The organism is Streptomyces sp. NPDC003016 (assembly GCF_053591455.1).
The window spans coordinates 162,083-185,233 of the sequence record NZ_JBSFTV010000002.1 but is presented as its reverse complement, the minus strand read 5'-3'; the positions used below and the strand labels follow the sequence as shown (position 1 = coordinate 185,233).

15 protein-coding genes and 1 pseudogene are annotated in these 23,151 nt (G+C 71.9%); 8 read left to right on the top strand and 8 right to left on the bottom strand.

Going from position 1 to position 23,151, the window contains the following annotated elements; translation table 11 throughout:
* Nucleotides 1–17 precede the first annotated feature (17 nt).
* Genes ACWDZ4_RS02255 through ACWDZ4_RS02240 form a run of 4 tightly spaced genes read right to left on the bottom strand, consistent with a single transcriptional unit; the run spans nucleotide 18 to nucleotide 4,474 of the window.
* Entirely contained in the window at nucleotides 18–719 is a 702-nt protein-coding gene (locus ACWDZ4_RS02255) for a GTP-binding protein (RefSeq protein ID WP_451506564.1), read from the bottom strand.
* Nucleotides 700–1,119 (bottom strand): DUF742 domain-containing protein, encoded by a 420-nt coding sequence (locus ACWDZ4_RS02250; protein ID WP_451506563.1) that lies wholly within the window; start codon nucleotides 1,117–1,119, stop codon nucleotides 700–702. The genes ACWDZ4_RS02255 and ACWDZ4_RS02250 overlap by 20 nt, the downstream gene beginning before the upstream one ends.
* Nucleotides 1,116–1,601, bottom strand: a complete 486-nt coding sequence (locus ACWDZ4_RS02245) for a roadblock/LC7 domain-containing protein (protein WP_344492940.1) — start codon at nucleotides 1,599–1,601, stop codon at nucleotides 1,116–1,118. Before ACWDZ4_RS02245 ends, ACWDZ4_RS02250 begins: the two co-directional genes overlap by 4 nt.
* Nucleotides 1,598–4,474 (bottom strand): nitrate- and nitrite sensing domain-containing protein, encoded by a 2,877-nt coding sequence (locus ACWDZ4_RS02240; RefSeq protein ID WP_451506562.1) that lies wholly within the window; start codon nucleotides 4,472–4,474, stop codon nucleotides 1,598–1,600. The genes ACWDZ4_RS02245 and ACWDZ4_RS02240 overlap by 4 nt, the downstream gene beginning before the upstream one ends.
* Nucleotides 4,475–4,854: 380 nt before the next feature.
* Here ACWDZ4_RS02240 and ACWDZ4_RS02235 point away from each other — a divergent pair, with 380 nt between their 5' ends.
* Complete coding sequence (locus ACWDZ4_RS02235; protein WP_451506561.1) at nucleotides 4,855–5,643, top strand: hypothetical protein; 789 nt, start codon at nucleotides 4,855–4,857, stop codon at nucleotides 5,641–5,643.
* Nucleotides 5,644–5,765: 122 nt separating this feature from the next.
* On the opposite strand, the gene ACWDZ4_RS02230 is transcribed toward ACWDZ4_RS02235, so the two are convergent.
* The gene (locus tag ACWDZ4_RS02230) at nucleotides 5,766–6,260 is read right to left on the bottom strand and encodes a MarR family winged helix-turn-helix transcriptional regulator (RefSeq protein ID WP_451506560.1); all 495 of its coding nucleotides are present in this window, start codon (nucleotides 6,258–6,260) and stop codon (nucleotides 5,766–5,768) included.
* 257 nt (nucleotides 6,261–6,517) lie between these two features.
* Between ACWDZ4_RS02230 and ACWDZ4_RS02225 the strand changes: the two genes are divergently transcribed.
* On the top strand, nucleotides 6,518–7,351 hold the full coding sequence (locus ACWDZ4_RS02225) for a lysozyme (protein ID WP_451506559.1): 834 nt from the start codon (nucleotides 6,518–6,520) through the stop codon (nucleotides 7,349–7,351).
* A 142-nt stretch (nucleotides 7,352–7,493) separates the two neighbouring features.
* Here ACWDZ4_RS02225 and lon read toward each other — a convergent pair whose 3' ends face one another.
* The gene (gene lon / locus ACWDZ4_RS02220) at nucleotides 7,494–9,896 is read right to left on the bottom strand and encodes an endopeptidase La (protein ID WP_451506558.1); all 2,403 of its coding nucleotides are present in this window, start codon (nucleotides 9,894–9,896) and stop codon (nucleotides 7,494–7,496) included.
* A gap of 188 nt (nucleotides 9,897–10,084) precedes the next feature.
* Here lon and ACWDZ4_RS02215 point away from each other — a divergent pair, with 188 nt between their 5' ends.
* The 6 genes and pseudogenes from ACWDZ4_RS02215 (at nucleotide 10,085) to ACWDZ4_RS02190 (ending at nucleotide 18,582) form a co-directional block, all read left to right on the top strand.
* Nucleotides 10,085–10,891, top strand: coding sequence for a nucleotidyltransferase (locus tag ACWDZ4_RS02215; RefSeq protein ID WP_451506557.1), 807 nt, complete (start codon nucleotides 10,085–10,087; stop codon nucleotides 10,889–10,891).
* 109 nt (nucleotides 10,892–11,000) lie between these two features.
* The gene (locus tag ACWDZ4_RS02210) at nucleotides 11,001–11,708 is read left to right on the top strand and encodes a GNAT family N-acetyltransferase (RefSeq protein WP_451506556.1); all 708 of its coding nucleotides are present in this window, start codon (nucleotides 11,001–11,003) and stop codon (nucleotides 11,706–11,708) included.
* Between the two features lie 121 nt (nucleotides 11,709–11,829).
* Nucleotides 11,830–12,551 (top strand): annotated as a pseudogene (locus tag ACWDZ4_RS02205) (spermidine synthase).
* A gap of 75 nt (nucleotides 12,552–12,626) precedes the next feature.
* Complete coding sequence (locus ACWDZ4_RS02200; RefSeq protein ID WP_451506555.1) at nucleotides 12,627–13,364, top strand: response regulator transcription factor; 738 nt, start codon at nucleotides 12,627–12,629, stop codon at nucleotides 13,362–13,364.
* Entirely contained in the window at nucleotides 13,361–14,470 is a 1,110-nt protein-coding gene (locus ACWDZ4_RS02195; protein WP_451506554.1) for a HAMP domain-containing sensor histidine kinase, read from the top strand. The genes ACWDZ4_RS02200 and ACWDZ4_RS02195 overlap by 4 nt, the downstream gene beginning before the upstream one ends.
* Nucleotides 14,471–14,730: 260 nt before the next feature.
* Entirely contained in the window at nucleotides 14,731–18,582 is a 3,852-nt protein-coding gene (locus tag ACWDZ4_RS02190) for a multifunctional oxoglutarate decarboxylase/oxoglutarate dehydrogenase thiamine pyrophosphate-binding subunit/dihydrolipoyllysine-residue succinyltransferase subunit (protein ID WP_451506553.1), read from the top strand.
* 125 nt (nucleotides 18,583–18,707) lie between these two features.
* Here the strand turns inward: ACWDZ4_RS02190 and fxsT are convergent, their stop codons facing one another.
* Together fxsT and ACWDZ4_RS02180 are read right to left on the bottom strand one after the other, a co-directional pair.
* Entirely contained in the window at nucleotides 18,708–21,731 is a 3,024-nt protein-coding gene (fxsT, locus tag ACWDZ4_RS02185; protein ID WP_451506552.1) for an FxSxx-COOH system tetratricopeptide repeat protein, read from the bottom strand.
* Between the two features lie 67 nt (nucleotides 21,732–21,798).
* A complete protein-coding gene (locus ACWDZ4_RS02180) occupies nucleotides 21,799–23,082 on the bottom strand; it encodes an aKG-HExxH-type peptide beta-hydroxylase (RefSeq protein WP_451506551.1) in 1,284 nt (427 codons plus the stop codon).
* Nucleotides 23,083–23,151: the final 69 nt, after the last annotated feature.

Here is a 23,151-nt window from a genome sequence, read left to right as displayed (position 1 = left end):
TGTTCGGGGGTGCGCCGCTATTCGGGCGTGGTGGTGAGCGCGTGACCGACGAGGGCGAGCAGCGACTCGACCACCGTGATCCGCTTGCGCGCGTCCATGATCACGACCGGTACGTGCGCCGGTACGGTCAGGGCTTCCCTGACGTCCTCGGCCTCGTACGCCGTCGTTCCCTCGAAGTGGTTGACGGCGACGATGTACGGCAGTCCGCAGCTCTCGAAGTAGTCGAGCGCGGGGAAGCAGTCGGACAGCCGGCGCGTGTCGGCCATGACGACCGCGCCGATCGCACCGCGCACCAGGTCGTCCCACATGAACCAGAACCGCTGCTGGCCGGGCGTCCCGAAGACGTACAGCACGAGGTCGTCGTCGAGGGTGATGCGGCCGAAGTCCATCGCGACCGTGGTCGTGGTCTTGTCGGGCGTCGCGGTGAGGTCGTCGGTCTCCTCGCTCGCGGTGGTCATCACCGCCTCGGTCTTGAGCGGGGTGATCTCGGAGACCGAGCCGACGAAGGTCGTCTTGCCCACGCCGAAGCCCCCCGCGACCACGATCTTGGTGGCGATCGGTGCCCGGGTGCGGTCCGTCTGCCAGTCCTGGGCGCCTTCGTCCGCCTCCGGCGGCAGGGCCGGGGCCGGGGCGGGCAGGGGCGGCCGGGTGCGGTCCGGGACCGACGGCAGGGGCCCGGAGGTGCGGGCCGGGACGGTCTCAGAGACGGCGGAGTCCACTCAGCACCCTTTCGAGCAGCGCGCGGTTGGGCTGGCCGGGGGCGTGCCCGGTCCCGTACACACGGATCTTTCCCTGGTCGGCCAAGTCGCTGAGCAGCACACGGACCACGCCCAGCGGCATCTTCAGCAGCGCGGAGATCTCCGCGACCGTACGCATGCGGCGGCAGAGCTCGACGATGGCCCGCATCTCCGGCATGACGCGCGTCTGGAGGCCGCCGTTGGTCAGCTCGCGCCGCTCCTCGGGGGCTTCGATCGCCGCCACGAAGGTCTCGACGAGCAGGACGTGCGTGAAGCGGGTGCGGCCGCCGGTGAGCGAGTACGGGCGTACGCGGGCGGGCCTGCGGCCCTCGCCCCGTACCGGGAGCTTGGCGGCGGACGACGGAGTCGGCGTCGGCGTCACAGAGCACTCTCCATCGATTTGCGCAGCTCGCTGCGGAGTTCGGGGGTGAGGACGTGTCCGGCGCGGCCGACGAAGAGCGCCATGTGGTACGCGACGACGCTCATGTCGCAGTCGGGCGAGCCGTGCACGCCGAGCAGCGAGCCGTCACTGATCGACATGACGAAGACGCTGCCCTCCTCCATCGCGACCATCGTCTGCTTGACACCGCCGCCGTCCATCAGCTTCGCGGCGCCCTGGGTGAGGCTGGCGATGCCCGAGACGATGGTCGCGAGGTCCGCGCTCGATCCCTTCGGGCCGTCCTGACGGGCGGCCGGGGCGGCCTGTCCGGCGTTCCGCTCCGGGTCGGAGGAGAGGAGGAGCAGCCCGTCGGACGACACGACGGCGACCGAGAGGAGCCCTGGCACCTCCTCGACGAGGTTGCTCAACAGCCAATGGAGATTGCGGGCCTCGCTACTCAGCCCGAATGTGCTGGACGCAGTCAACTGCGTTCCTCCTCAACTGTGTCCCCCTTGGTCTCCGGACGTTCCCCGTTGCCTGAGATCTCTGCCTCGACATCACGACGGCCCTTGATCGCACCCTGCTGGAAACCGCCGAGCCGGCGCCGCAGGGCGTCCGCGTCGACGCCGGTGGAGCGCTCCTTGGGCTGGGCGGGGCCGGGCTTGACGATCTTGGGGGTGCGCTTGGGTAGTCCCTTGTCTGTGACCGGCTCATCGGTGGCCGGCTGGTCGGTGATCGATTCCGCCTCGGGTGCGGCGGACTGCCTGGGCAACCGCATCGTCCAGGTGGGTTCGTCGGCCGGTGTCCCGGTGTCCGCTTTCCCGTCGGCGACGCGCTCATGCGTGTCGGGGGCGATGGCGTAGGGCCCGGGAACCGGCGCCTCGGGCCCGGCCTCCGCGGGCTCGGGCCCCGGCTCGGTGGGCTCGGGCCCCGGCTCGGTGGGCTCGGGCCCGGCCTCGGGCTCCGGCTCGGTGGGTTCGGCGGGTTCGGGCTCCGGCTCGGTGGGCCCGGCGGGTTCGGCGTCCTGTGCCGACTTCTGCGCGTCCTCGCGGATCGACCGCTCGGCCGCCGCCACCAGCGGGTCCTCCGGACCCTCCCGCGGCGGCTCGTCGAGAGGCGAACGCCCCGGCAGCGTATTGGAGTTGGCCTCCGCGACCGACCCCGGGAGGTTCAGCGTGGGCGCGTCCCCCGCCACCGGCACCACGGGCGGCGCGGCCACCGGCGGCGCGGTGGGCAGCAGCGTGGTCGGCAGTACGGCGACCGCGGCGATGCCGCCCTGCTTCTGCTCCCGCAGCGTCACGCGTACGCCGTGCCGTGCGGCCAGCAGCGCGGCCACGTGCAGGCCGATGCCGCCGTCGGTGCCGTCGCCCGGCTCGTACGCGCAGGGTTCGGCGAGCCGCGCGTTCAGCTCGGTGAGGCGGTCCTGCGTCATGCCGATGCCCTCGTCCTGGACGGAGAGCATCACCTCGCCGCTCTCCAGGAGCCAGCCGGAGAGCTCGACCTTGGCGTCCGGCGGGGAGAAGGAGGTGGAGTTCTCCAGGAGCTCCGCGAGGAGGTGGCTGAGGTCGTTGGCGGCGAAGCCCGCGACCTGGGCGTGCGGCGGGATCGACCGGATGTCCACCCGCTCGTACCGCTCGATCTCGCTGACGGCGGCGCGCAGTACGTCGACGAGCGGCACCGGGCCCTGCTGTCCCTGTCCGTGCTCGGTGCCGGCCAGGACGAGCAGGTTCTCGCCGTGGCGGCGCATGACGGTCGCCATGTGGTCGAGCTTGAAGAGGGTCGCGAGGCGCTCCGGGTCCTGCTCGCGCTCCTCCAGGCTCTCGATGATGCCGAGCTGGCGCTCCACGACGCCGAGCGTGCGCAGCGAGAGGTTGACGAACGTGGAGTGGACGGTGTGGCGCATCCGCTCCAGCTGCGTGGTGGCCTCGGCCACCTGCTCCTGGAGTTCGGCGCGCTGGGTGGCGAGGGTCTCGCGCTGGCCGATCAGGTGCGTACGGTCACCGGCGAGCTTCTCCGCGCGGGCGCCGGCCTCGGCGAGCCTGGCGTGCAGCGTGTTGAGGGACCGTACGACCTGGGCGAACTCGTCGTTGCGGCCGGTGAAGCGGATCGGCTCCACGGTGGTCGCGCCCTCGGTCCCGCCGTCCGCGGCCTTGGCGCCCGCGGCCTGCGGGCCGGCGGCCAGCCTCGCCGCGCCGAGCCGCAGCACGGCCAGCGGGCGGGTGAGCGTACGGGCGACGGCCGTGCTGGCACCGACGGCGAACAGCAGGCAGGCGCCGGCCAGGGCGATCCGGACCTCCAGCGCAGTGACGTCGTCGTCGCGCAGCCGGGAGAGCCGGGTGACCTGCGCGGAACCGAGGGAGGACTCGACGCCGCGCATCAGGTCGATACGGGCCGACAGCGCGGCTCCGGCCTTCGCGCGGTCGGTGCCGAGTTCGGCGTCGGAGAGCCGGGGCTGGTCGGTGAGACGGGTGAGGTACTCCTCGGCGGCCTTGACCTCGGGGCCGGTCACGGTGACCTTGAGGGACTCGCGGGCGGCGGACCCGGCGGCCTGGTCGAAGTCGGCGAGCGCGGCGAGTTCGCGTACCCGCGACTGCTGGGCCGCGGTGCTCAGCGCGTCGCGGGTGCGGGCGCTCGGGGAGTCCGGGTCCTCCTCGGCGGGGACGAGGAGCCCGGTGACGGGGTCGACGCGGCTGCCGGTGTTCTCGCGCGGGACGGACAGCGCGGCGAGCAGGAGCCCGCGGGTGGCGGCGGCCTGATCGACGGCCCGGCCGAGCGCGGCGGGCGCCCGGGTGGCCTCGGCGGCGCGGGGGGGCGTCCTGTCGGCGAGCTCGTCGGCGAGGTCCTGGAGCTTCTCGATCGCCTCGGTGTACGCCTTGTGGGCCTCCAGCGCGGTGCCCTCGCCGGTCAGGGCCTCCCTGCGGATGCCGGGAATCCTGGCCAGGTCGCGGCGCAGGCCGGCGGGGGCGGCGAGTTCGATCTCGTCCATCTGCCGGTCGACGCGGGCGCTGTGGTTCTCCGACAGCCCCTCGCCCTTGCCGGCGCGTGCGGCGCCGTCCCCGCCGGCGTCCCCGTCGGCGTCCGCGCCGCCGCGTCCGGCCGCGATGTACGCGGTGACGTCGTCGCGTTCGTCGGCGAGGGAGTGGGCGAGGGTGACGGCCTGCCGGTTCAGCTCGGCGAGGGTGACCAGACGCTGGGAATCGGAGAGTTCGGAGGAGGCGCTGAGGATGGCGGGCGTACCGGCGGCGAGGACGGTGACGCCGACGACGGCCACGCCGGCGACCAGCCGACTGCGTACCCGTACGGTGCGTTCGGTCCGCTCGCCATTACCGCTATCGCCCCGAGGCCGCTTTTTCTGCACCGGTGCTCGCATTCTTGCTTGACTCGTCTGCTCATGTGGCCGAGGTGACGACTCGTCACACAAGAGAGCGCCCCCACCCCAGGAATGGCTTCAGACCATTCCAGCGCTTTTGGGAAGAAGTCGCGCATCACCCGCTCCGCCACTTGAACGAGTGAACAACACTCGGGAGTTGACGAACAACTCCCGATCCGGTCCGCCTCGCGGGCACGCGGAGCGCCGGTTGGAAGTTCCGCCCGGCCTTTGGCAGGATGCGCCCCCGCAGCTTCGCGGAGTGTCCCATTCCGCCCATAGACCCGCGCCTTACCTGCTGGTACGGGCCAATTGGCGGCGCGGGGGAAGCCGTCGGACGGCACCCGGCGCCCTCCTGCAGACTTGGCCGTATGCGCTTCGAACTGGCCACGGCCCCCGGGGACCCCGAACGCCCCAACGAGGACTGGGCGTCCGCTGCCCTGCCTGCCACCGGCCGGGGCGGCGCGCTCGTCCTGCTGGACGGCGTGACCCCTCCGGCGGGCGATGACGGATGCCTGCATTCGGTCCCCTGGTTCACCGCCAGGCTCGGTGGCGCATTGATCGAATTGTCCACTTCTCGGCTGGATCTGCCCCTCACCGAGATCCTCGCGGAGGCCATTCGCCGCACCGCCGACGCCCATCGACCCACCTGTGACCTTTCTCACGTGCGGACGCCGCAGGCGACGGTGGTCCTGGCGCGCTGGGGCGCGGAAGAGGTCGAACACCTGGTGCTGTCGGACTCGGCGCTGCTGCTGGAATCCCCGGACGGCACGGTGCGCGCGGTGCTCGACGACCGTCTCGGCCTCGTCCCCCGCGAGGTGCTCGCCTCGCTCACCGCGACCGACGCCCTGCGCAATGCCGAGGGCGGCTTCTTCACGGCGGCGGCCGATCCGGCGGTGGCGGCGCGGGCGGTGACGGGCGTGGAGCCACGGGCGCGGGTGCGGGCGCTGGCGGCGCTCAGCGACGGGGCGACGCGCTGGGTGGACATGTTCGGGGAGGGCGACTGGGCGGACTGCCTGGGCGTACTGCGCAAGGAGGGCGCCCAGTCCCTGATCGACCGCGTCCGGTCCCTGGAGCTGGAGACCGGCGGTACGAGGGCGCCGCTGGTACGCCGCTGGAAGCGGCACGACGACGCGGCGGTGGTCTACGCGGAGCTGTGAGCGGGGGCGGGTGACGGGATGCGGGCGGGGGACGGGGCGGAGGCAGGTGACGGGGCGGCGGCAGGTGACGGGGCGGCGGCCGAAGCGGGGCACGCCCGCCCCGGACCCTCCGGGGTTCCGGCTCAGCTCTCCGCGCGGCTGTTCAACTGGTGCAGCAGGCGGGCGAGTTCCGCCACCTCCGCGCGGTCCCAGTCCGCCAGCTTGCGTACGTAACGGGCGCGGCGCGCGTCCCGTACCCGCCGGAAGCGCGCGCGCCCCTCCTCGGTGAGCGCGACCAGCGAGGCCCGGCCGTCGGCAGGGTCGGGCTCGCGCGTGACCAGGCCGAGCTCCTCCAGGGCGCGCAGCTGCCGGCTCATGGTCGCCTTGCCCACGCCGAACCACGAGGCCAGCTCGGTGGCCCGCTGCCGGTCCGCCTCGTCGAGCCGTACGAGCAGTCCGTACGCCGCCGGCTCCAGTTCGGGGTGGACCTCGCGGGCCATGTCACCGGAGGAGGCGCGGGCCCGGCGCAGGAATACGGCCAGTTCGCGTTCCAGCGCGAGGAATTCGTGGTCCACGGCGCTCGCCTCCGGAACGCGCCCGTCATCCGCTCTTCCGCTTCCGTGCACGTCAGGACTCATTGCGCGCTTTCCTCACCCCTGAAGTTTTCTTTCACCGGCGGCCATTGCCGCAGCTCGCTCAGTATTTCGTAGGTTTAGACCAACGGCAGCATCCGGATGCTCTTCCCCACCTCCTGTCTACGTGCGTAGCTTCATTGCTGACATGTCCACACCAGTGGCTCTGTCGACAGGTCGCCCGCCCGGACCTGCCGGACCAGAGCTGTCTCCAGCGCCCCAGCACCTCCAGCATCCCCACCGAGCCTTTCGGAGGCACGTACATGCCCGTGCACAGATCCGGAACGGCCCGCCGCCCGCGCACCGCGGCGGCCGGGATTCTCCTCTCCGTCCTCTCCGCTCTCGCCCTCGTCCTGACCCTGCCGGGGGCCGTCACCGCCGCCGAGAAGCCCGAACGCGGCTCGGCCCGCATGGGCATGGGCGTCGTCAAGCACGACGGCCAGGGCGGCCTGCCGCCCGGCATCCGCGTCACGCAGACCGAAGGCGTGGACGTCAGCAGCCACCAGGGCAACGTCAACTGGTCCTCCCTGTGGGCCAGCGGTGTGAAGTGGGCCTACGTGAAGGCCACCGAGGGGAACTACTACAAGAACCCCTACTTCGGACAGCAGTACACCGGCTCGTACCACGTCGGCATGATCCGCGGCGCGTACCACTTCGCGACACCGGACGACGCCGGCGGCGCCGACCAGGCCCACTACTTCGTCGACAACGGCGGCGGCTGGTCGCGCGACGGCAGGACGCTGCCCGGCGTGCTGGACATCGAGTGGAACCCCTACGGCGCGCAGTGCTACGGCAAGACGCAGAGCGGGATGGTCGCCTGGATCCGCGACTTCCTGGACACCTACAGGGCCCGCACCGGCCGTGACGCCGTCATCTACACGGCGACGAGCTGGTGGAAGACCTGCACGGGCAACTACGGCGGCTTCGGTTCCGTCAACCCGCTGTGGATCGCCCGCTACAACACCACCGTGGGCGAACTCCCGGCCGGCTGGGGCGTACAGACCATGTGGCAGTACACCTCCACGGGTCCCGTCGTCGGCGACCACAACAAGTTCAACGGCGCCCTCGACCGCGTCCAGGCCCTCGCCAACGGCTGACCGGCCGTCCTCGGCCTTGCGTTCTCCGGTTCTCGCGCAGAAGCAGAAGCGGAAGCGGAAAAGCCCCAGCAGAAGCAGAAGCCCCCTTCCCCCACAGCGGGGGAAGGGGGCGTTCCGCAGCCGGGTCACCGGCAGGCGTCCGTCACGCCGCCACCGGCACCCGTACCTCTGCCGGAGCCAGTGCGATCTCCAGGACCTGGCGGACGTCCGTCACCGGGTGGATCTCCAGCTTGTCCAGGATCTCGGCCGGGACGTCGTCCAGGTCGGCCTCGTTCCGCTTGGGGATCACCACCGTCGTGGTGCCCGCCCGGTGCGCCGCCAGCAGCTTCTGCTTCAGGCCGCCGATCGGCAGGACGCGGCCGGTCAGGGAGACCTCGCCCGTCATCGCCACGTCGGTGCGGACCAGCCGGCCGGACAGCAGCGACGCGAGGGCCGTCGTCATCGTGATGCCCGCGCTCGGTCCGTCCTTGGGCACCGCGCCCGCCGGGAAGTGGATGTGTACGCTCCGGTCCTTCAGGTCGCCGACCGGCAGCTCCAGCTCCGCGCCGTGCGAGCGGAGGAAGGAGAGCGCGATCTGGGCGGACTCCTTCATGACGTCGCCGAGCTGGCCCGTGAGGGTCAGGCCCGCGCCGCCCGTCTCCTTGTCCGCCAGCGACGCCTCGACGAAGAGGACGTCGCCGCCCGCACCCGTGACCGCCAGGCCGGTGGCCACGCCCGGGACCGCCGTGCGGCGCTCCGCCGGGTCCTGGGCGGACTCGGGGACGTGGTGGGGCCGGCCGATCAGAGCGCGCAGGTCGCCGTCCGTGATCGTGAACGGCAGCTCCCGCTCGCCCAGCTCGCTCTGCGCCGCCACCTTGCGCAGCAGGCGCGCCACCGACCGCTCCAGGTTCCGTACGCCCGCCTCACGGGTGTACTCGCCCGCCAGCTTGCGCAGCGCCGAGTCGTCGAGGGTGACCTCCCCGGGCTCCAGGCCCGCCCGCTCCAGCTGGCGCGGGAGCAGGTGGTCACGGGCGATGACGACCTTCTCGTCCTCCGTGTAGCCGTCGAGCCTGACCAGCTCCATACGGTCCAGCAGCGCCTCCGGGATGGCCTCCAGGACGTTGGCGGTGGCGAGGAAGACCACGTCCGACAGGTCCAGCTCGACCTCCAGGTAGTGGTCGCGGAACGTGTGGTTCTGGGCGGGGTCGAGGACTTCGAGCAGCGCCGCGGCCGGGTCGCCGCGGAAGTCGGAGCCGACCTTGTCGATCTCGTCGAGGAGGACGACGGGGTTCATCGACCCGGCCTCCTTGATCGCGCGCACGATCCGCCCGGGAAGAGCCCCCACGTACGTACGGCGGTGTCCGCGGATCTCCGCCTCGTCGCGTACGCCGCCGAGCGCGACCCGTACGAACTTCCGGCCCATGGCGTGGGCGACGGACTCGCCGAGCGACGTCTTGCCGACGCCGGGCGGGCCTACGAGGGCCAGCACCGCGCCGCCGCGACGGCCGCCGACCACGCCCAGGCCGCGCTCGGCCCGGCGCTTGCGGACCGCCAGGTACTCGGTGATGCGCTCCTTCACGTCGTCCAGGCCGGCGTGCTCGGCGTCCAGGACCGCCTTGGCGCCCTGGATGTCGTACTGGTCCTCGGTCCGCTCGGTCCAGGGGAGTTCGAGGACGGTGTCGAGCCACGTCCGGATCCACGACCCCTCCGGGGACTGGTCGGAGGACCGTTCCAGCTTGTCGACCTCCTTGAGGGCGGCCTCGCGCACCTTCCCGGGCAGGTCGGCGGCCTCGACGCGCGCCCGGTAGTCGTCGGACTCGTCCTCGCCGTCCTTGCCGTTGATCTCGCGCAGCTCCTTGCGCACGGCGTCGAGCTGGCGGCGCAGCAGGAACTCGCGCTGCTGCTTGTCCACGCCCTCCTGCACGTCCTTGGCGATGGACTCGGCCACGTCCTGCTCCGCCAGGTGCTCGCCCAGCCACTTCACGGCGAGCTTCAGCCGGGCCACCGGGTCGGCGGTCTCCAGCAGCTCGACCTTCTGGGCGGTGGTGAGGAACGGCGAGTAGCCGGAGTTGTCGGCGAGGGCGGAGACGTCCTCGATCTGCTGGACGCGGTCCACGACCTGCCAGGCGCCGCGCTTCTTCAGCCAGCTGGTGGCGAGCGCCTTGTACTCCTTGACCAGTTCGGTGACCGCTCCGGGGAGCGGGTCGGGCAGCGTCTCCTCGACACTCGCGCCCTCGACCCAGAGCGCCGCGCCGGGTCCTGTCGTGCCCGCACCGATCCGGACGCGCTCGCGGCCGCGGATCAGGGCGCCGGGATCGCCGTCGGAGAGCCGCCCGACCTGCTCGACGGTGCCCAGGACGCCGATCGCGGCGTACGTGCCGTCGATCCGCGGAACGAGAAGGACCTCCGGCTTGTTGCCACTGGAACGGGCGGCGGCCTGTGCGGCCTCCACCGCGGCGCGTACGTCGGCGTGCGAAAGGTCCAGGGGCACCACCATTCCCGGCAGCACGACCTCGTCGTCGAGCGGCAGCACGGGCAGGGTGAGCGGGTTGGACGTCGATGCCATGATCTCCCCTTCGGCAGTGAACTTGAGCTATGCCGACTCAATGATCGTGAGCTTCCGAATGTTCCCGGACGCATGTTCGCTGTGAGCGATCAGCGCGCGGAGCCGGTCCGCGCGCGCACGAGCGAAGCCGCGGCGCCGCCCCGGACCTTCGCTCGGCAGCGCACAGCGGCCCGGGGCACAGTGCCCTCATGAACGCACGCGGGCTGAACCACGACGGGACGATCGCACGCGAAGGCGCGCTGGACCGGGTGCCGCCGGCGTTCGCCGGCGCCGTCGACGCGGCCCGCGCCCACCTCACCGAGACGTTCGGCGGCGCGCGGCTGCACAGCGCCTACCTCTACGGCAGCGTGCCCCGCGGCGCCGCCGTCCCCGGGGTCTCCGACCTGGACCTGCTCCTCGCCCTCCACCACGAGCCCACCGAAGCCGACCGCGCCGACGCCGAGGCGGTCGAGGCCGCGCTGGACAGCGCGTTCCCGCAGCTCGACGGCGTCGGCGCCCTGCTGTTCAGCACCCGCGCCCTGCTCAGCGATCTCGAACGCCACGATCTCGGCTTCTTCGTCTCCTGCCTCTGCACCCCGCTGCTCGGCGCCGACCTGGCCGAACGGCTGCCCCGCTACGGCCCCACGACCCTGCTCGCCCGCGAAACGAACGGCGACCTCGCCCTCGCGCTCCCGCGCTGGCGCGCCCGGACCGCCGAAGCCACCACGGACAGCGCCCGCAGGACTCTCGGCCGCACCGTCGCCCGCCGCCTCGTCCGTACGGGATTCACTCTGGTCATGCCCCGCTGGGGCGGCTGGACCAGCGACCTCGACGAGTCCGCCGAACTCTTCGGCCGCTACTACCCCGAGCGCGCCGCGCAGATGCGCCTGGCCGCGGCCGTCGGCCGTACCCCTTCGGCCGATCCGGCGGTGCTCGCCCTGCTCGTCGACGACCTGGCTCCCTGGCTGGCCGCCGAGTACACGGCCGTGCACGGCGAGAAGACACCGCGCCCCTGACCGGGGCCCCTCTCCGCTGCCGGCGATCTCTTCCCGCATACCGCACATCCGCCCGGAGACACTATGTAATGATCGAAGCAAGCACCTGACTATTACACAAGGAGTGCAGATGACACCCCGGGCCCCCTCGCCGCTCTTCGATTCCACCGCCGATGCCGTCCGCGCCTGGGTCGGCGGATGGGTCGTGTCCCGGGGCGCGGCGGACCCCGTGCCCCAGCCCTGGGGCCTCACGGTCGATGTCGGCCTCCCGCACCACGCCACCCGGCACGTCCTGACCGACGCCGACGAGGCGACGGTCCGCAAGCTGGCCGAGGCGTACGCCGCACCGGCCGTCTCGCTCAAGGTGTTCCTGGAGCCGGAGACGGTCGTGCCCTGGCTCGGCCCGGAGTGGAGGCCGGACGGGCCCGGCTGGCTGATGACGACACCGCTGCGCCCGCTGCCCGGCACCGACGCCCGCACCCACGCCGACACCCCCACCCACGCCCACGCGCTCGAGGGCTACACGCTCAAGTCCTGGCGGCGCGGCGGCGTGACGCGCCTGCTCGTCACCGCCCCCGACGGCGGGTTCGCCGCGCGCGGCCAGGTCGCCCCGACCGGCAGGACAGCGGTGGTGGACCAGGTGGAGACGGCCCCCGCGCACCGGCGCAGGGGCCTGGGCGCGCTGGTGATGCGCACGCTCCAGGACGCGGCGTACCAACAGGGCGCCACGGCCGGGCTCCTGGGCGCGACGACCGACGGGCGGGGGCTGTACGAGTCGCTGGGCTGGCAGGTGTGCGCCCCGCTGACCGGCGTGACGTGCCCGGGGACCCCGGCATGACGGCGGGCCCCGGCACGACGGCGGTCCCCCGGGGACGGAAAAGGTTTGATCCCGCTGCCGCCCGGCGCCAGGACGGCGCCGACGACACCAGGAAGCACCCGAACCGCCCCGGAGGTTCCCCATGGCCGTCCAGGCCCTCCCCCAGACTCCGCACGCCACCACCGTCGACCGGTGCGAGGGCCCGTACGGGGAGGTCGTTCTGCGGGAGCGCGGGGGGCACTTCGAGATCATCGCCAACGGCTGCTTCCTGATGGACACCTCCGACGGCCGCTCCGAGCGCCTCCTCGTCGACGCCGCCCTCGCCGCGCTCCCCGGCGCGGCCGGCCTCCCCTCCCCCGCCCTCCTCATCGGCGGCCTCGGCGTCGGCTTCTCGCCCGCCCGCGCCGCCGCGCAGCCGCGCTGGGGCGGATCGCGGTCGTCGAGCGCGAGCAGGCCGTCATCGACTGGCACCGCGCGGGACCGCTGGCCCGGATCTCGGACGACGCGCTCGCCGATCCGCGATGCGAGATCATTCACACCGACCTGGTGGATTACGTTCGGGAAAACCGGATCGGGAACGCTGGTACGTACCAGGACACCTACGACGCGCTCTGCCTCGACATCGACAACGGCCCCGACTGGACCGTGACCGACGGCAACGCCAATCTCTACTCCCCACAAGGGCTTGCGGGGTGCATGAGGCGGCTGAGGCCCGGCGGAATCCTCGCCGTCCGGTCGGCCGGACCGTCCCCGGAATTCGAGGACGCGTTGTGGAATGCCGGATTCAACTTGGTTAGGACGGAAGAGATCCAAGTTGCCCGAGGCGTGCCTGACGTGGTCCACCTCGCGGTTCGCCCTGCGTAGCCGGGACGCCGTCGGTGCCTTTACGCTGCTGCCTTACACGTGGGAATAGAGAAGAGAACTCCCAGGGGCGGGGCAATGGAGCAGACACACACCAGCCACAACGGCCTCGCGGCCACTCCGGGCGCCCAGCGCCGGGTGCTGGTCGTCGAGGACGACGCGACCATCGTCGACGCCATTGCAGCGCGACTGCGCGCCGAGGGCTTCCAGGTGCAGACGGCCGTCGACGGACCGGCGGCGGTGGACGCCGCCGAGGCGTGGCAGCCCGATCTGATGGTGCTCGACATCATGCTGCCCGGCTTCGACGGGCTCGAAGTCTGCCGCCGCGTCCAGGCGCAGCGGCCCGTGCCGGTACTGATGCTGACGGCACGCGACGACGAGACCGACATGCTGGTCGGCCTCGGTGTCGGCGCCGACGACTACATGACCAAGCCGTTCTCGATGCGCGAACTCGCGGCCCGCGTGCATGTCCTGCTGCGCCGGGTGGAGCGGGCGACGCTCGCCGCCTCCACGCCGCGCAGCGGCATCCTGCGCCTGGGCGAACTGGAGATCGACCACGCGCAGCGCCGCGTGCGGGTGCGCGGTGACGACGTACACCTGACGCCCACCGAGTTCGACCTGCTGGTGTGCCTGGCGAGCACGCCGCGCGCCGTGCTCTCGCGCGAGCAGCTGCTCGCCGAGGTGTGGGACTGGGCCGACGCGTCGGGCACCAGGACCGTCGACAGCCACATCAAGGCGCTGCGCCGCAAGATCGGCGCCGAGCGGATCCGTACGGTCCACGGCGTGGGGTACGCGCTGGAGACCCCACCGGCATGACGCGGCAGGGAAGGCAGGCGAGGCAGGGTCAGGGGCAGGGAAGGAACGGGCTGCGTCCCTTCTCGATCAAGACCAAGCTCGGCACGCTCGTCGTCGTCTCGGTCTTCATCACCACGGGCCTGATCCTGGTGGCGCTGCGCACCAAGACGGAGCTGCGCTTCATCACCGTCTTCTCGGTCATCGCCTCGATGCTGATCACCCAGTTCGTGGCACACAGCCTGACCTCTCCGCTGGACGAGATGACGACGGTGGCCCGGTCCATCGCGCACGGCGACTACACGCGGCGGGTGCGCGGCGCGGGCCGCAGGGACGAGCTGGGCGACCTGGCGGCCACGATCAACCACATGGCGGACGACCTGGAGGCCGTGGACCGCCACCGCAAGGAACTGGTCGCCAATGTCTCGCACGAGCTGAGAACCCCCATCGCGGGACTCAGAGCGGTGCTGGAGAACGTCGTGGACGGGGTGTCCGAAGCCGATCCCGAGACGATGCGCACGGCGCTGAAACAGACCGAGCGCCTCGGCCGGCTGGTCGAGACGCTGCTCGACCTGTCCCGGCTGGACAACGGCGTCGTCCCGCTGAAGGCGCACCGCTTCGAGGTCTGGCCGTACCTCTCCGGCGTGCTGAAGGAGGCGAACGTGATCGCCTCGCAGCGCGGCCTCGCCTCGGGGTCCGGCAGTCATACGCGTACCGACGTGCATCTGCACCTGGACGTCTCGCCGCCCGAGCTGACCGCGCACGCCGACATCGAGCGGCTGCACCAGGTCGTCGCCAACCTCCTCGACAACGCGGTCAAGCACAGCCCGCCGCACGGCCGCGTCACCGTGCGCGCCCGGCGCGGCTCGCAGCCGGAGAGCCTGGACCTGGAGGTCCTGGACGAGGGCCCCGGCATTCCGGAGTCCGAGCGGCACCGGGTCTTCGAGCGTTTCAACCGCGGCGCCCTGCCCGCTCCGCACGGTCCGGGCAGCGACGGCGGTACGGGTCTCGGCCTCGCGATCGCACGCTGGGCGGTGGATCTGCACGGCGGCCGGATCGGAGTGGCCGAATCCGCGCGCGGCTGCCGCATCCAGGTCACCCTTCCGGGGAGCCTCCGGACGGGCAGTTGACGTAGGGTTCGAACCGGAAGCGCACGTTCCTGCGTGTCGTCCACCGGGGGGCACGGTCCAGAGGGGCCGTGGCCGCCTTCAGCCCTACCCGAATACAGCGGAACCAGGCTTGTTTCCCGCCATTCCAAGCGCCGAAACCAGCTCTCCCATGTGACTTACGCGACGGATGGACAGCCCGGCCTGCACGTCCCGGCCCGGGAGGCGTAGCCTTTATTTCCGCTGTCCATCACCTTGCGAAGCGGAAGAGGGCGGTTAACGCCGTGTCGTCTCAGTCCCCCAGTAGCCCGAGCGTCTCGACCGACCAAGACGGGCAAGGGAAGAACCCTGCCGCTGCCTTCGGTCCCAATGAGTGGCTCGTCGACGAGATCTACCAGCAGTACCTCCAGGACCCGAATTCGGTCGACCGCGCCTGGTGGGACTTCTTCGCCGACTACAAGCCCGGTTCCACCCCCGCGGCGGAGAAGACCGCCACCCCCGAGGCCGATGACGTGACCGGGGCCGCCGCACAGCCGGCCCAGGCCGCTCCGGCACCCGCCGCGCCCGCCACCCCGGCGACGCCCGCGGCCACCCAGCCGGCCCCCGCGGCGGCGCAGCCCGCCGCCCGGACCCCGGCCCCCGCCAAGGCCGCTCCGGCCGCGGCCCCCGCCGCCCAGCCCGCCTCCGCCCCCGCACCGGCCGCCGCACAGCAGGCCGGCGCGAAGGCGAAGACCGAGCCCAAGGCGGAAGCCGCCAAGGAGGCCCCCGAGGGCCCCGAGTACGTGACGCTGCGCGGCCCGTCCGCGGCCGTCGCCAAGAACATGAACGCCTCGCTGGAACTGCCCACGGCCACGTCCGTGCGCGCCGTCCCGGTGAAGCTGCTGTTCGACAACCGCATCGTCATCAACAACCACCTCAAGCGCGCCCGGGGCGGGAAGGTCTCCTTCACGCACCTGATCGGGTTCGCGATGGTGCAGGCCCTCAAGGCCATGCCGTCGATGAACTACTCCTTCGCGGAGAAGGACGGCAAGCCGACCCTGGTCAAGCCCCCGCACGTCAACCTGGGCCTGGCCATCGACCTGGTCAAGCCCAACGGCGACCGCCAGCTCGTCGTCGCGGCCATCAAGAAGGCCGAGACGCTCAACTTCTTCGAGTTCTGGCAGGCGTACGAGGACATCGTCCGCCGCGCCCGCGCGAACAAGCTGACGATGGACGACTTCACCGGCGTCACCGCGTCGCTGACGAACCCCGGCGGCATCGGCACCGTCCACTCCGTGCCCCGCCTGATGCCCGGACAGGGCCTCATCATGGGCGTCGGCGCGATGGACTACCCGGCCGAGTTCCAGGGCACCTCGCAGGACACCCTGAACAAGCTGGGCATCTCCAAGGTCATGACCCTGACCTCGACGTACGACCACCGGGTCATCCAGGGCGCCGCCTCCGGCGAGTTCCTGCGCATCCTCGCCAACCTGCTCCTCGGCGAGGAGGGCTTCTACGACGACATCTTCGAGGCCCTGCGGATCCCGTACGAGCCGGTCCGCTGGCTCAAGGACATCGACGTCTCGCACGACGACGACGTCACCAAGGCCGCCCGCGTCTTCGAGCTGATCCACTCCTACCGGGTCCGCGGCCACGTCATGGCCGACACCGACCCGCTGGAGTACAAGCAGCGCAAGCACCCCGACCTGGACATCAACGAGCACGGCCTCACGCTCTGGGACCTGGAGCGCGAGTTCGCCGTCGGCGGTTTCGCCGGCAAGTCGATGATGAAGCTGCGCGACATCCTCGGTGTGCTGCGCGACAGTTACGTCCGTACCGTCGGCGTCGAGTTCATGCACATCCAGGACCCGAAGCAGCGCAAGTGGATCCAGGACCGCGTGGAGCGCCCGCACTCCAAGCCGGAGCGCGAGGAGCAGCTGCGCATCCTGCGCCGCCTGAACGCCGCCGAGGCGTTCGAGACGTTCCTCCAGACGAAGTACGTCGGCCAGAAGCGCTTCTCCCTGGAGGGCGGCGAGTCCGTCATCCCGCTGCTCGACGCGGTCATCGACTCCGCCGCCGAGTCGCGCCTGGACGAGGTCGTCATCGGCATGGCCCACCGCGGCCGCCTGAACGTCCTGGCGAACATCGTCGGCAAGTCGTACGCGCAGATCTTCCGGGAGTTCGAGGGCAACCTCGACCCGAAATCGATGCACGGCTCCGGCGACGTCAAGTACCACCTGGGCGCCGAGGGCACCTTCACCGGTCTGGACGGCGAGCAGATCAAGGTCTCGCTCGTCGCCAACCCCTCGCACCTGGAGGCGGTCGACCCGGTCCTGGAGGGTGTCGCCCGCGCCAAGCAGGACGTCATCAACAAGGGCGGCACGGACTTCACGGTCCTGCCCGTCGCCCTGCACGGCGACGCGGCCTTCGCCGGCCAGGGCGTCGTCGCGGAGACCCTCAACATGTCGCAGCTGCGGGGCTACCGCACCGGCGGCACGGTCCACATCGTCATCAACAACCAGGTCGGCTTCACCGCCGCCCCGGAGTCCTCGCGCTCCTCGATGTACGCGACCGACGTGGCCCGCATGATCGAGGCGCCGATCTTCCATGTGAACGGCGACGACCCGGAGGCCGTGGTCCGCGTCGCGCGCCTGGCCTTCGAGTTCCGCCAGACGTTCAACAAGGACGTCGTGATCGACCTCATCTGCTACCGCCGCCGCGGTCACAACGAGGGCGACAACCCGCAGTTCACCAACCCGCAGATGTACACCCTGATCGACGTGAAGCGCTCGGTGCGCAAGCTCTACACCGAGTCGCTCATCGGTCGCGGCGACATCACGCTGGAGGAGGCGGAGCAGGCGCTCCAGGACTTCCAGGGACAGCTGGAGAAGGTCTTCGCGGAGGTCCGCGAGGCCACCTCGAATCCGGCTCCGGCCCACGCCCCGGAGGTCCAGGCCGAGTTCCCGGTGGCCGTCGCCACGGCGGTCTCCCAGGAGGTCGTCAAGCGGATCGCCGAGTCCCAGGTCAACATCCCCGACCGGATCACCGTCCACCCCCGCCTGATGCCGCAGATGCAGCGCCGCGCGGCCTCGGTGGAGGACGGCACGATCGACTGGGGCATGGGCGAGACCCTCGCCATCGGCTCGCTGCTGATGGAGGGCGTCCCGGTCCGGCTGTCCGGCCAGGACACCCGCCGCGGTACGTTCGGCCAGCGCCACGCGGTGCTCGTCGACCAGAACACCGGCGAGGACTACACCCCGCTCCAGTACCTCTCCGAGGACCAGGCCCGCTACAACGTCTACGACTCGCTGCTCTCCGAGTACGCGTGCATGGGCTTCGAGTACGGCTACTCGCTCGCCCGGCCCGAGTCGCTGGTCATGTGGGAGGCCCAGTTCGGTGACTTCGTCAACGGCGCGCAGACCGTCGTCGACGAGTTCATCTCCTCGGCCGAGCAGAAGTGGGGCCAGACGTCCGGCGTCACGCTCCTGCTTCCGCACGGTTACGAGGGCCAGGGGCCGGACCACTCGTCCGCCCGTCCCGAGCGCTTCCTCCAGATGTGCGCGCAGGACAACATGACGGTCGCCATGCCGACCCTGCCGTCGAACTACTTCCACCTGCTGCGCTGGCAGGTCCACAACCCGCACCACAAGCCGCTCATCGTCTTCACCCCGAAGTCGATGCTGCGTCTGAAGGCGGCGGCGTCGAAGGCGGAGGAGTTCACCACCGGCGGCTTCCGCCCGGTGATCGGCGACACGACCGTCGAGGCGGCGGCCGTCCGCAAGGTCGTCTTCTGCGCCGGCAAGGTCTACTACGACCTGGAGGCCGAGCGTCAGAAGCGCGGCACCACGGACACGGCGATCATCCGCCTGGAGCGCCTCTACCCGCTGCCGGGCAAGGAGCTCCAGCAGGAGATCGCCAAGTACCCGAACGCCGAGAAGTACCTGTGGGCGCAGGAGGAGCCGGCGAACCAGGGTGCGTGGCCGTTCATCGCGCTCAATCTGATCGACCACCTCGACCTGGCGGTCGGCGCCGACGTCCCGCACGGCGAGCGGCTGCGGCGCATCTCGCGCCCGCACGGCTCGTCCCCGGCGGTCGGCTCGGCCAAGCGTCACCAGGCCGAGCAGCAGCAGCTGCTCAACGAGGTCTTCGAGGCCTGAGCACCGCCTGTCCGATCACCGCCGTACAGCCCGAAGGGCCCGGCACCGCAGCGCTGCGGTGCCGGGCCCTTCGGCGTACCGGGCGAGGGGGCGGCTCAGGACGTCTCAGGGCGGCTCAGGGCGGCTCAGCCGAGGTATGCCTCGAAGTCCCAGTAGGGGCGGTTGCGCTGGCGTGCGGAGAGGGTGTGCGGGTGCTGCGCGCCGAGCGTGCGTGTGAGGGTGAGCAGCGCGTCCGCCTCGACCTTGTCGGCCTCCTCGTACTCGCGCAGGGCCCGGAGGTCGGCGGCCAGCGCCGTCTGGCAGGACAGGGTGAGCGGGTGTTCGTCCCCGAGGACCTGGCGGGACCTGCGCAGGGTGTCCCGGCTCAGCTCCGCGGCGTCCGCGACGCGGCCGTTGAAGTTGCGGCCGCCCGAGGCGTTGAGGGCGCAGCCCAGTACCCACGGGTGGTCGCTCCCGAGGGTGGCGGTCAGGCCCGCGAGCGCGGACTCGAACATGGACATGGCCTCGCTCCGGTCGCCGGTCGCCTGCATCACGAGCCCGGTGTTGGCGAGCATGCCGGTGGCGACGGGGTGCGCCGGGCCGAGCAGCTTCCGGTATCCGGCCTCCGCCTCGGCGATCAGGTCCCTGGCCTTCGCCAGGTCGCCGTGCTCGCGCTGGAAGTTCCCGTAGTCGTTGACGAACGACAGGGTGTTGTGGTGGGTCCGGCCGTGGACCTGCTCCAGCTGTTCCATCAGGCTGTCCATCAGCGGTCCGATGTCCTGCTGGAAGCCGCCCTCGCGCCGCCGGGCGAGCGCCAGGTGCACGCGGGCCACCAGCGTCTGCGGGTGCAGCGGCCCGAGCACCTGCACGTGGAGCCGCACGACGGGCTCCTGCCGGGCCACGGAGTCACGGTACTGGCCCAGCAGCCGCAGTCCGTGGGCCACCGCGTTCCCGGAGTTGAGCGTGGTGATGTGCCGGGCCCGCAGGACGGCCTCGCGCCGGCTGAGGGTCTCCAGGTCGAGTTCGTACGCCTCCCGGTAGCGGCCCAGCAGCCGCAGTCCGACGCTGAGGTTGTGCCGCGCGTTGATGGAGGTCAGCTCGTTCTCGCCGAGCAGCCGTTCCGCGTCCTCCAGCACCTGCTCCTGCAGTTCCAGCGCCTCGCCGTACCGGCCGAGCCGGCGCAGGCTGCTGGCGAGGGCGCCGTTGACGCCGAGTTCGCCCAGCTCGTTGCGCGGCTCGGCGGTCCGCAGCCGTTCCCGCAGGGCGCGTTCGAGTTCGTACGCCTCCCGGAAACGGCCGGAGGAACGCAGCAGGTTGCCCTGCTGGATGGTCAGGTCCAGCATGTGCTGGGCCAGCGGGTCCATGAACGCCGTCCAGTGCGTCCGGATCTTCTCGGCGAGCCGGTTGCCGGCCGTGGACTCGCCGCTGCGCACGCAGTAGCGCAGGCAGTTCAGCACGGCGGCCTGGACCCGGCTGTTGGAGCTGCTGAGCGCTCCCGACGGCTCCAGGTGGGGCAGCAGCTCGGCGTACCGGGGCCACTGCCTGCTGTCGACCGGGTTGCCCGGGTCGGCCTCGGCCAGCAGCGTGCGGACGGCTTTGCGGTGGGTGTCGCGGCGCTCGTCGCTGGTGAGCCGGGACACGATGTCGTGGACGAGCCGGTGCATGTGCACGGACTCCTGGTGCGGGCCCATCTCGGCGTTGACGGGCCCGCGGCTCTCGCGCGTGAGCACCGAGTAGTTGACCAGGGTGTCCAGGGCCCGGGTCCAGGCGGGCAGGTCGGTGCTCATCCACCGCAGGTCCTCGGGCAGGTCGGCCTGCGGGTAGGCGCGGGCCAGGCCGAGGGGGATGCGGCCGGGGGCGAAGGAGGCGCACAGGCTGAGCACTTCGACGGCCTGCGGCTGGGTGCGCCTGAGCCGGTTGATGAGGATGGACCAGGAGGTGAGCGAGGAGTGCGGGAAGCCGTCGCCGGCGGGCTCCTCGACGGTGGACAGCTTGCCCTCGCGGACCATGCGCAGGTACTCGGGGACCTCCATCCGGGACTCGCCCAGCCAGGAGGCGGCCTGCACGAGCGGCAGCGGCACGTCGCCGAACTCGGCGGCGACTTCGTCGGCCTGCTGCGCGGTCACGTGCGGGGCGCGGCGCATGAGGTAGCCGGTGGACTCGGCCCGGTCGAAGCTGGGGACTTCGAGTACGTCGGTGTGGTCGCCCCAGCCCCTGTTCCGGGAGGTGACGATGGTGTGACCGGGGCCGTGCGGCAGCAGGACGTTCGCGCCCTCCGTGTCGTCCCAGCCGTCGAAGATGACGAGCCAGCGGCCGTACGGTTCGCCGCGCCGCAGCGCCTCGCGGACCGCGCGGATGCGCTCGCCGGGCTCACTGCCGCTGTGCAGGCCCAGTTCGACGGCGAGCTCGCCGAAGCGGTCGCGCTGGATGTTGCGGTCGTCGGAGTTGACCCACCAGATGACGTCGTAGTCGGTGCTGAAGCGGTGGGCGTACTCCGCGGCGAGCTGGGTCTTGCCGATGCCGGACATGCCCAGGAGCGTGCAGGCGGAGTTGCCGCGTTCGGCCTCGGTCAGGCGTTCCTGGAGTTCGGTGAGGAGGTCGTCGCGGCCGGTGAAGCGGCCGTTGCGGCGCGGTACTTCGCCCCAGATCTCGGGGGGCGTGTTCGGGAAGCGCGAGCCGGTGGACGGCGGGCGGCGGCCGGAGGCGCGCCGGAAGTCGATGCCGAGTCTGCCGAGCAGCCGTTCCTCGGCCTCCTGCTCGCCCGCGCTCCACAGGCTGACCGGTTCGAGTACGGCGGTGGCGGGCGGCAGCTGGCGGTTGGTGAGGTTGACGGCGGCGAAGCGCTCGGCGTGCGCGGCCACGTACCCCCGCAGGACGTCGTTCCACTCGCCCGCGGCCCGGGGACCCAGCTCGAAGAACCAGTCGTTGAGGACGAGCAGGACGCGCCCGGTGGACAGCAGCAGGTCACCGAGCGACTCCTCCAGCGGCACCTCGCGGGGCGGGTCCCAGCGCTGGAGCGTGACCCGCCGGCCGTGGGCTTCCAGGCGCTGCCCGATCCAGTTGGCCCAGGGCCGGTGGTATCCGGGGAAGACCACGAGGAAGTGTTCCGGCCCGTCCTGGCCGCCACGGTCCGCCGCACCGGCCCCGCCCGAGCGCCGCTGATCCACCATCTGCACGTCTCCCTGTCCTACTCCGCCAGCACCTGCCGACCGACTGTCACGGCCGGTCGGCACAGTGTCACTCAAAGCCCTGCCGAGCCGCACCGAGGCTCGCATGATGTTCCCGCATGTCCCCCGCGAACTCCCTTCCCGCAATGGTCAGTTCATCGGATTCAAGCAGTACGGACAGTGCTTGTGCGACCTGTCCGCGATGGCGGCCGAACTGTTCGGCGGCCCGCCGCCGCCAGGCCGCCGGGACATCGGCGGCGGTGGTCGCCCGCCGCCACAGGTCGGTGAGCGCCAGATGCGCGTACGCGCCCTGGAGCACGCCCGCCACCGGCCGGGGGTCGGGCCGCCAGGCGACCCGGTGCAGCTCCCCGCCGCCGGGCCGGTACAGCGGAACGCGTTCGTGCAGGGCGGCCAGCTTCGTGTGGTGGGTCTCGTGGACCAGCACCTCGGCCAGCTCGTCGGCCCCGGCCGGCAGGGACGTCAGTACGCCGCCGGGCGCGGCCCGCAGCGTCGCGCTCATCGGACGGGGCCCGTCGTACACGGCGGGGTCCGCGGGGGCGAGGGGCACGACCACCCGCTGCACGGCCAGGATCTCGGCGGCCCGCCCGGGGTCCGTCCCCTCGACCAGGGCGAGGGCCTGCCTCCACAGCCGCGGCCAGGGTTCGCGGGCGACGGTGGCCCGGTCCGCGGCGGGCATCGTGGCGGCGGTGCCGGGCGGAACCCGGTAGGGGTCCAGGTCGTCGAGGACGACGGCGGTCGCGGGCAGGGTGCGCAGGCCCGACCAGCCCGGTCCGCCGCCGACGGGCCGGCCCTGCCGGGCGGCGGTGCGCCGCAGCAGGAGGGTGCCGGTCCGGTCACCTCCGGTGATCCGTACGGTAGGGCCGCGGGCGTGCAGTTCGGCCCGGTGGTCCGGGCAGCGCAGGGCGCCGAGGCCGGGGAGGGAGAGCACGCCGCCGGGAGCGTCGAGCGTGAGGCGCAGGTCGCAGCCCGCGCGCACGGCCGCGGTGGCCGCCATGCCCCCGAAGTACGCGAGGTGCCGGTCGAGGGAGGGGCCCTCGGGGGCGGTGAGGGCCCCGGCCAGCCAGGCTCCGGTCAGCGGGTAGTCGACCGCGGCGCGGACCGCCGCGGGGTCGCGCCGTTCGGCGTACTCCAGCAGTGCCCAGTGCCGGTGGAAGCGTTCACGCGTGAGCGGGTCGGCGTCGGCCCGCCGCCGGTCCACGCGCGTCAGCAGGGACTTGAGGAGCAGCAGCCGGCGGGCGTGCAGCCCGGTGCGCAGCGCGACGGTGCAGGCGGAGCCGGGCCTGGTGCGGGCGAGCTGGGTGAAGAGGGCGGAGGAGAAAGGGGCCGGCGTCATCGCGGCCCCCCTTCGTCGGCGTTCGTGCCGTGGCATCGGCGGTATCGACGGCATCGGCCCGAATCGGTC

What these genes read in the sequence shown, in the direction of transcription:
- fxsT (WP_451506552.1), bottom strand. Translation starts at nt 21,731, where the DNA reads ATGGTGGATCAGCGGCGCTCGGGCGGGGCCGGTGCGGCGGACCGTGGC.
- ACWDZ4_RS02180 (WP_451506551.1), bottom strand. Translation starts at nt 23,082, where the DNA reads ATGACGCCGGCCCCTTTCTCCTCCGCCCTCTTCACCCAGCTCGCCCGC.
- ACWDZ4_RS02225 (WP_451506559.1), top strand. Translation starts at nt 6,518, where the DNA reads ATGCCCGTGCACAGATCCGGAACGGCCCGCCGCCCGCGCACCGCGGCG.
- ACWDZ4_RS02215 (WP_451506557.1), top strand. Translation starts at nt 10,085, where the DNA reads ATGAACGCACGCGGGCTGAACCACGACGGGACGATCGCACGCGAAGGC.
- ACWDZ4_RS02210 (WP_451506556.1), top strand. Translation starts at nt 11,001, where the DNA reads ATGACACCCCGGGCCCCCTCGCCGCTCTTCGATTCCACCGCCGATGCC.
- ACWDZ4_RS02230 (WP_451506560.1), bottom strand. Translation starts at nt 6,260, where the DNA reads ATGAGTCCTGACGTGCACGGAAGCGGAAGAGCGGATGACGGGCGCGTT.
- lon (WP_451506558.1), bottom strand. Translation starts at nt 9,896, where the DNA reads ATGGCATCGACGTCCAACCCGCTCACCCTGCCCGTGCTGCCGCTCGAC.
- ACWDZ4_RS02195 (WP_451506554.1), top strand. Translation starts at nt 13,361, where the DNA reads ATGACGCGGCAGGGAAGGCAGGCGAGGCAGGGTCAGGGGCAGGGAAGG.
- ACWDZ4_RS02235 (WP_451506561.1), top strand. Translation starts at nt 4,855, where the DNA reads ATGCGCTTCGAACTGGCCACGGCCCCCGGGGACCCCGAACGCCCCAAC.
- ACWDZ4_RS02200 (WP_451506555.1), top strand. Translation starts at nt 12,627, where the DNA reads ATGGAGCAGACACACACCAGCCACAACGGCCTCGCGGCCACTCCGGGC.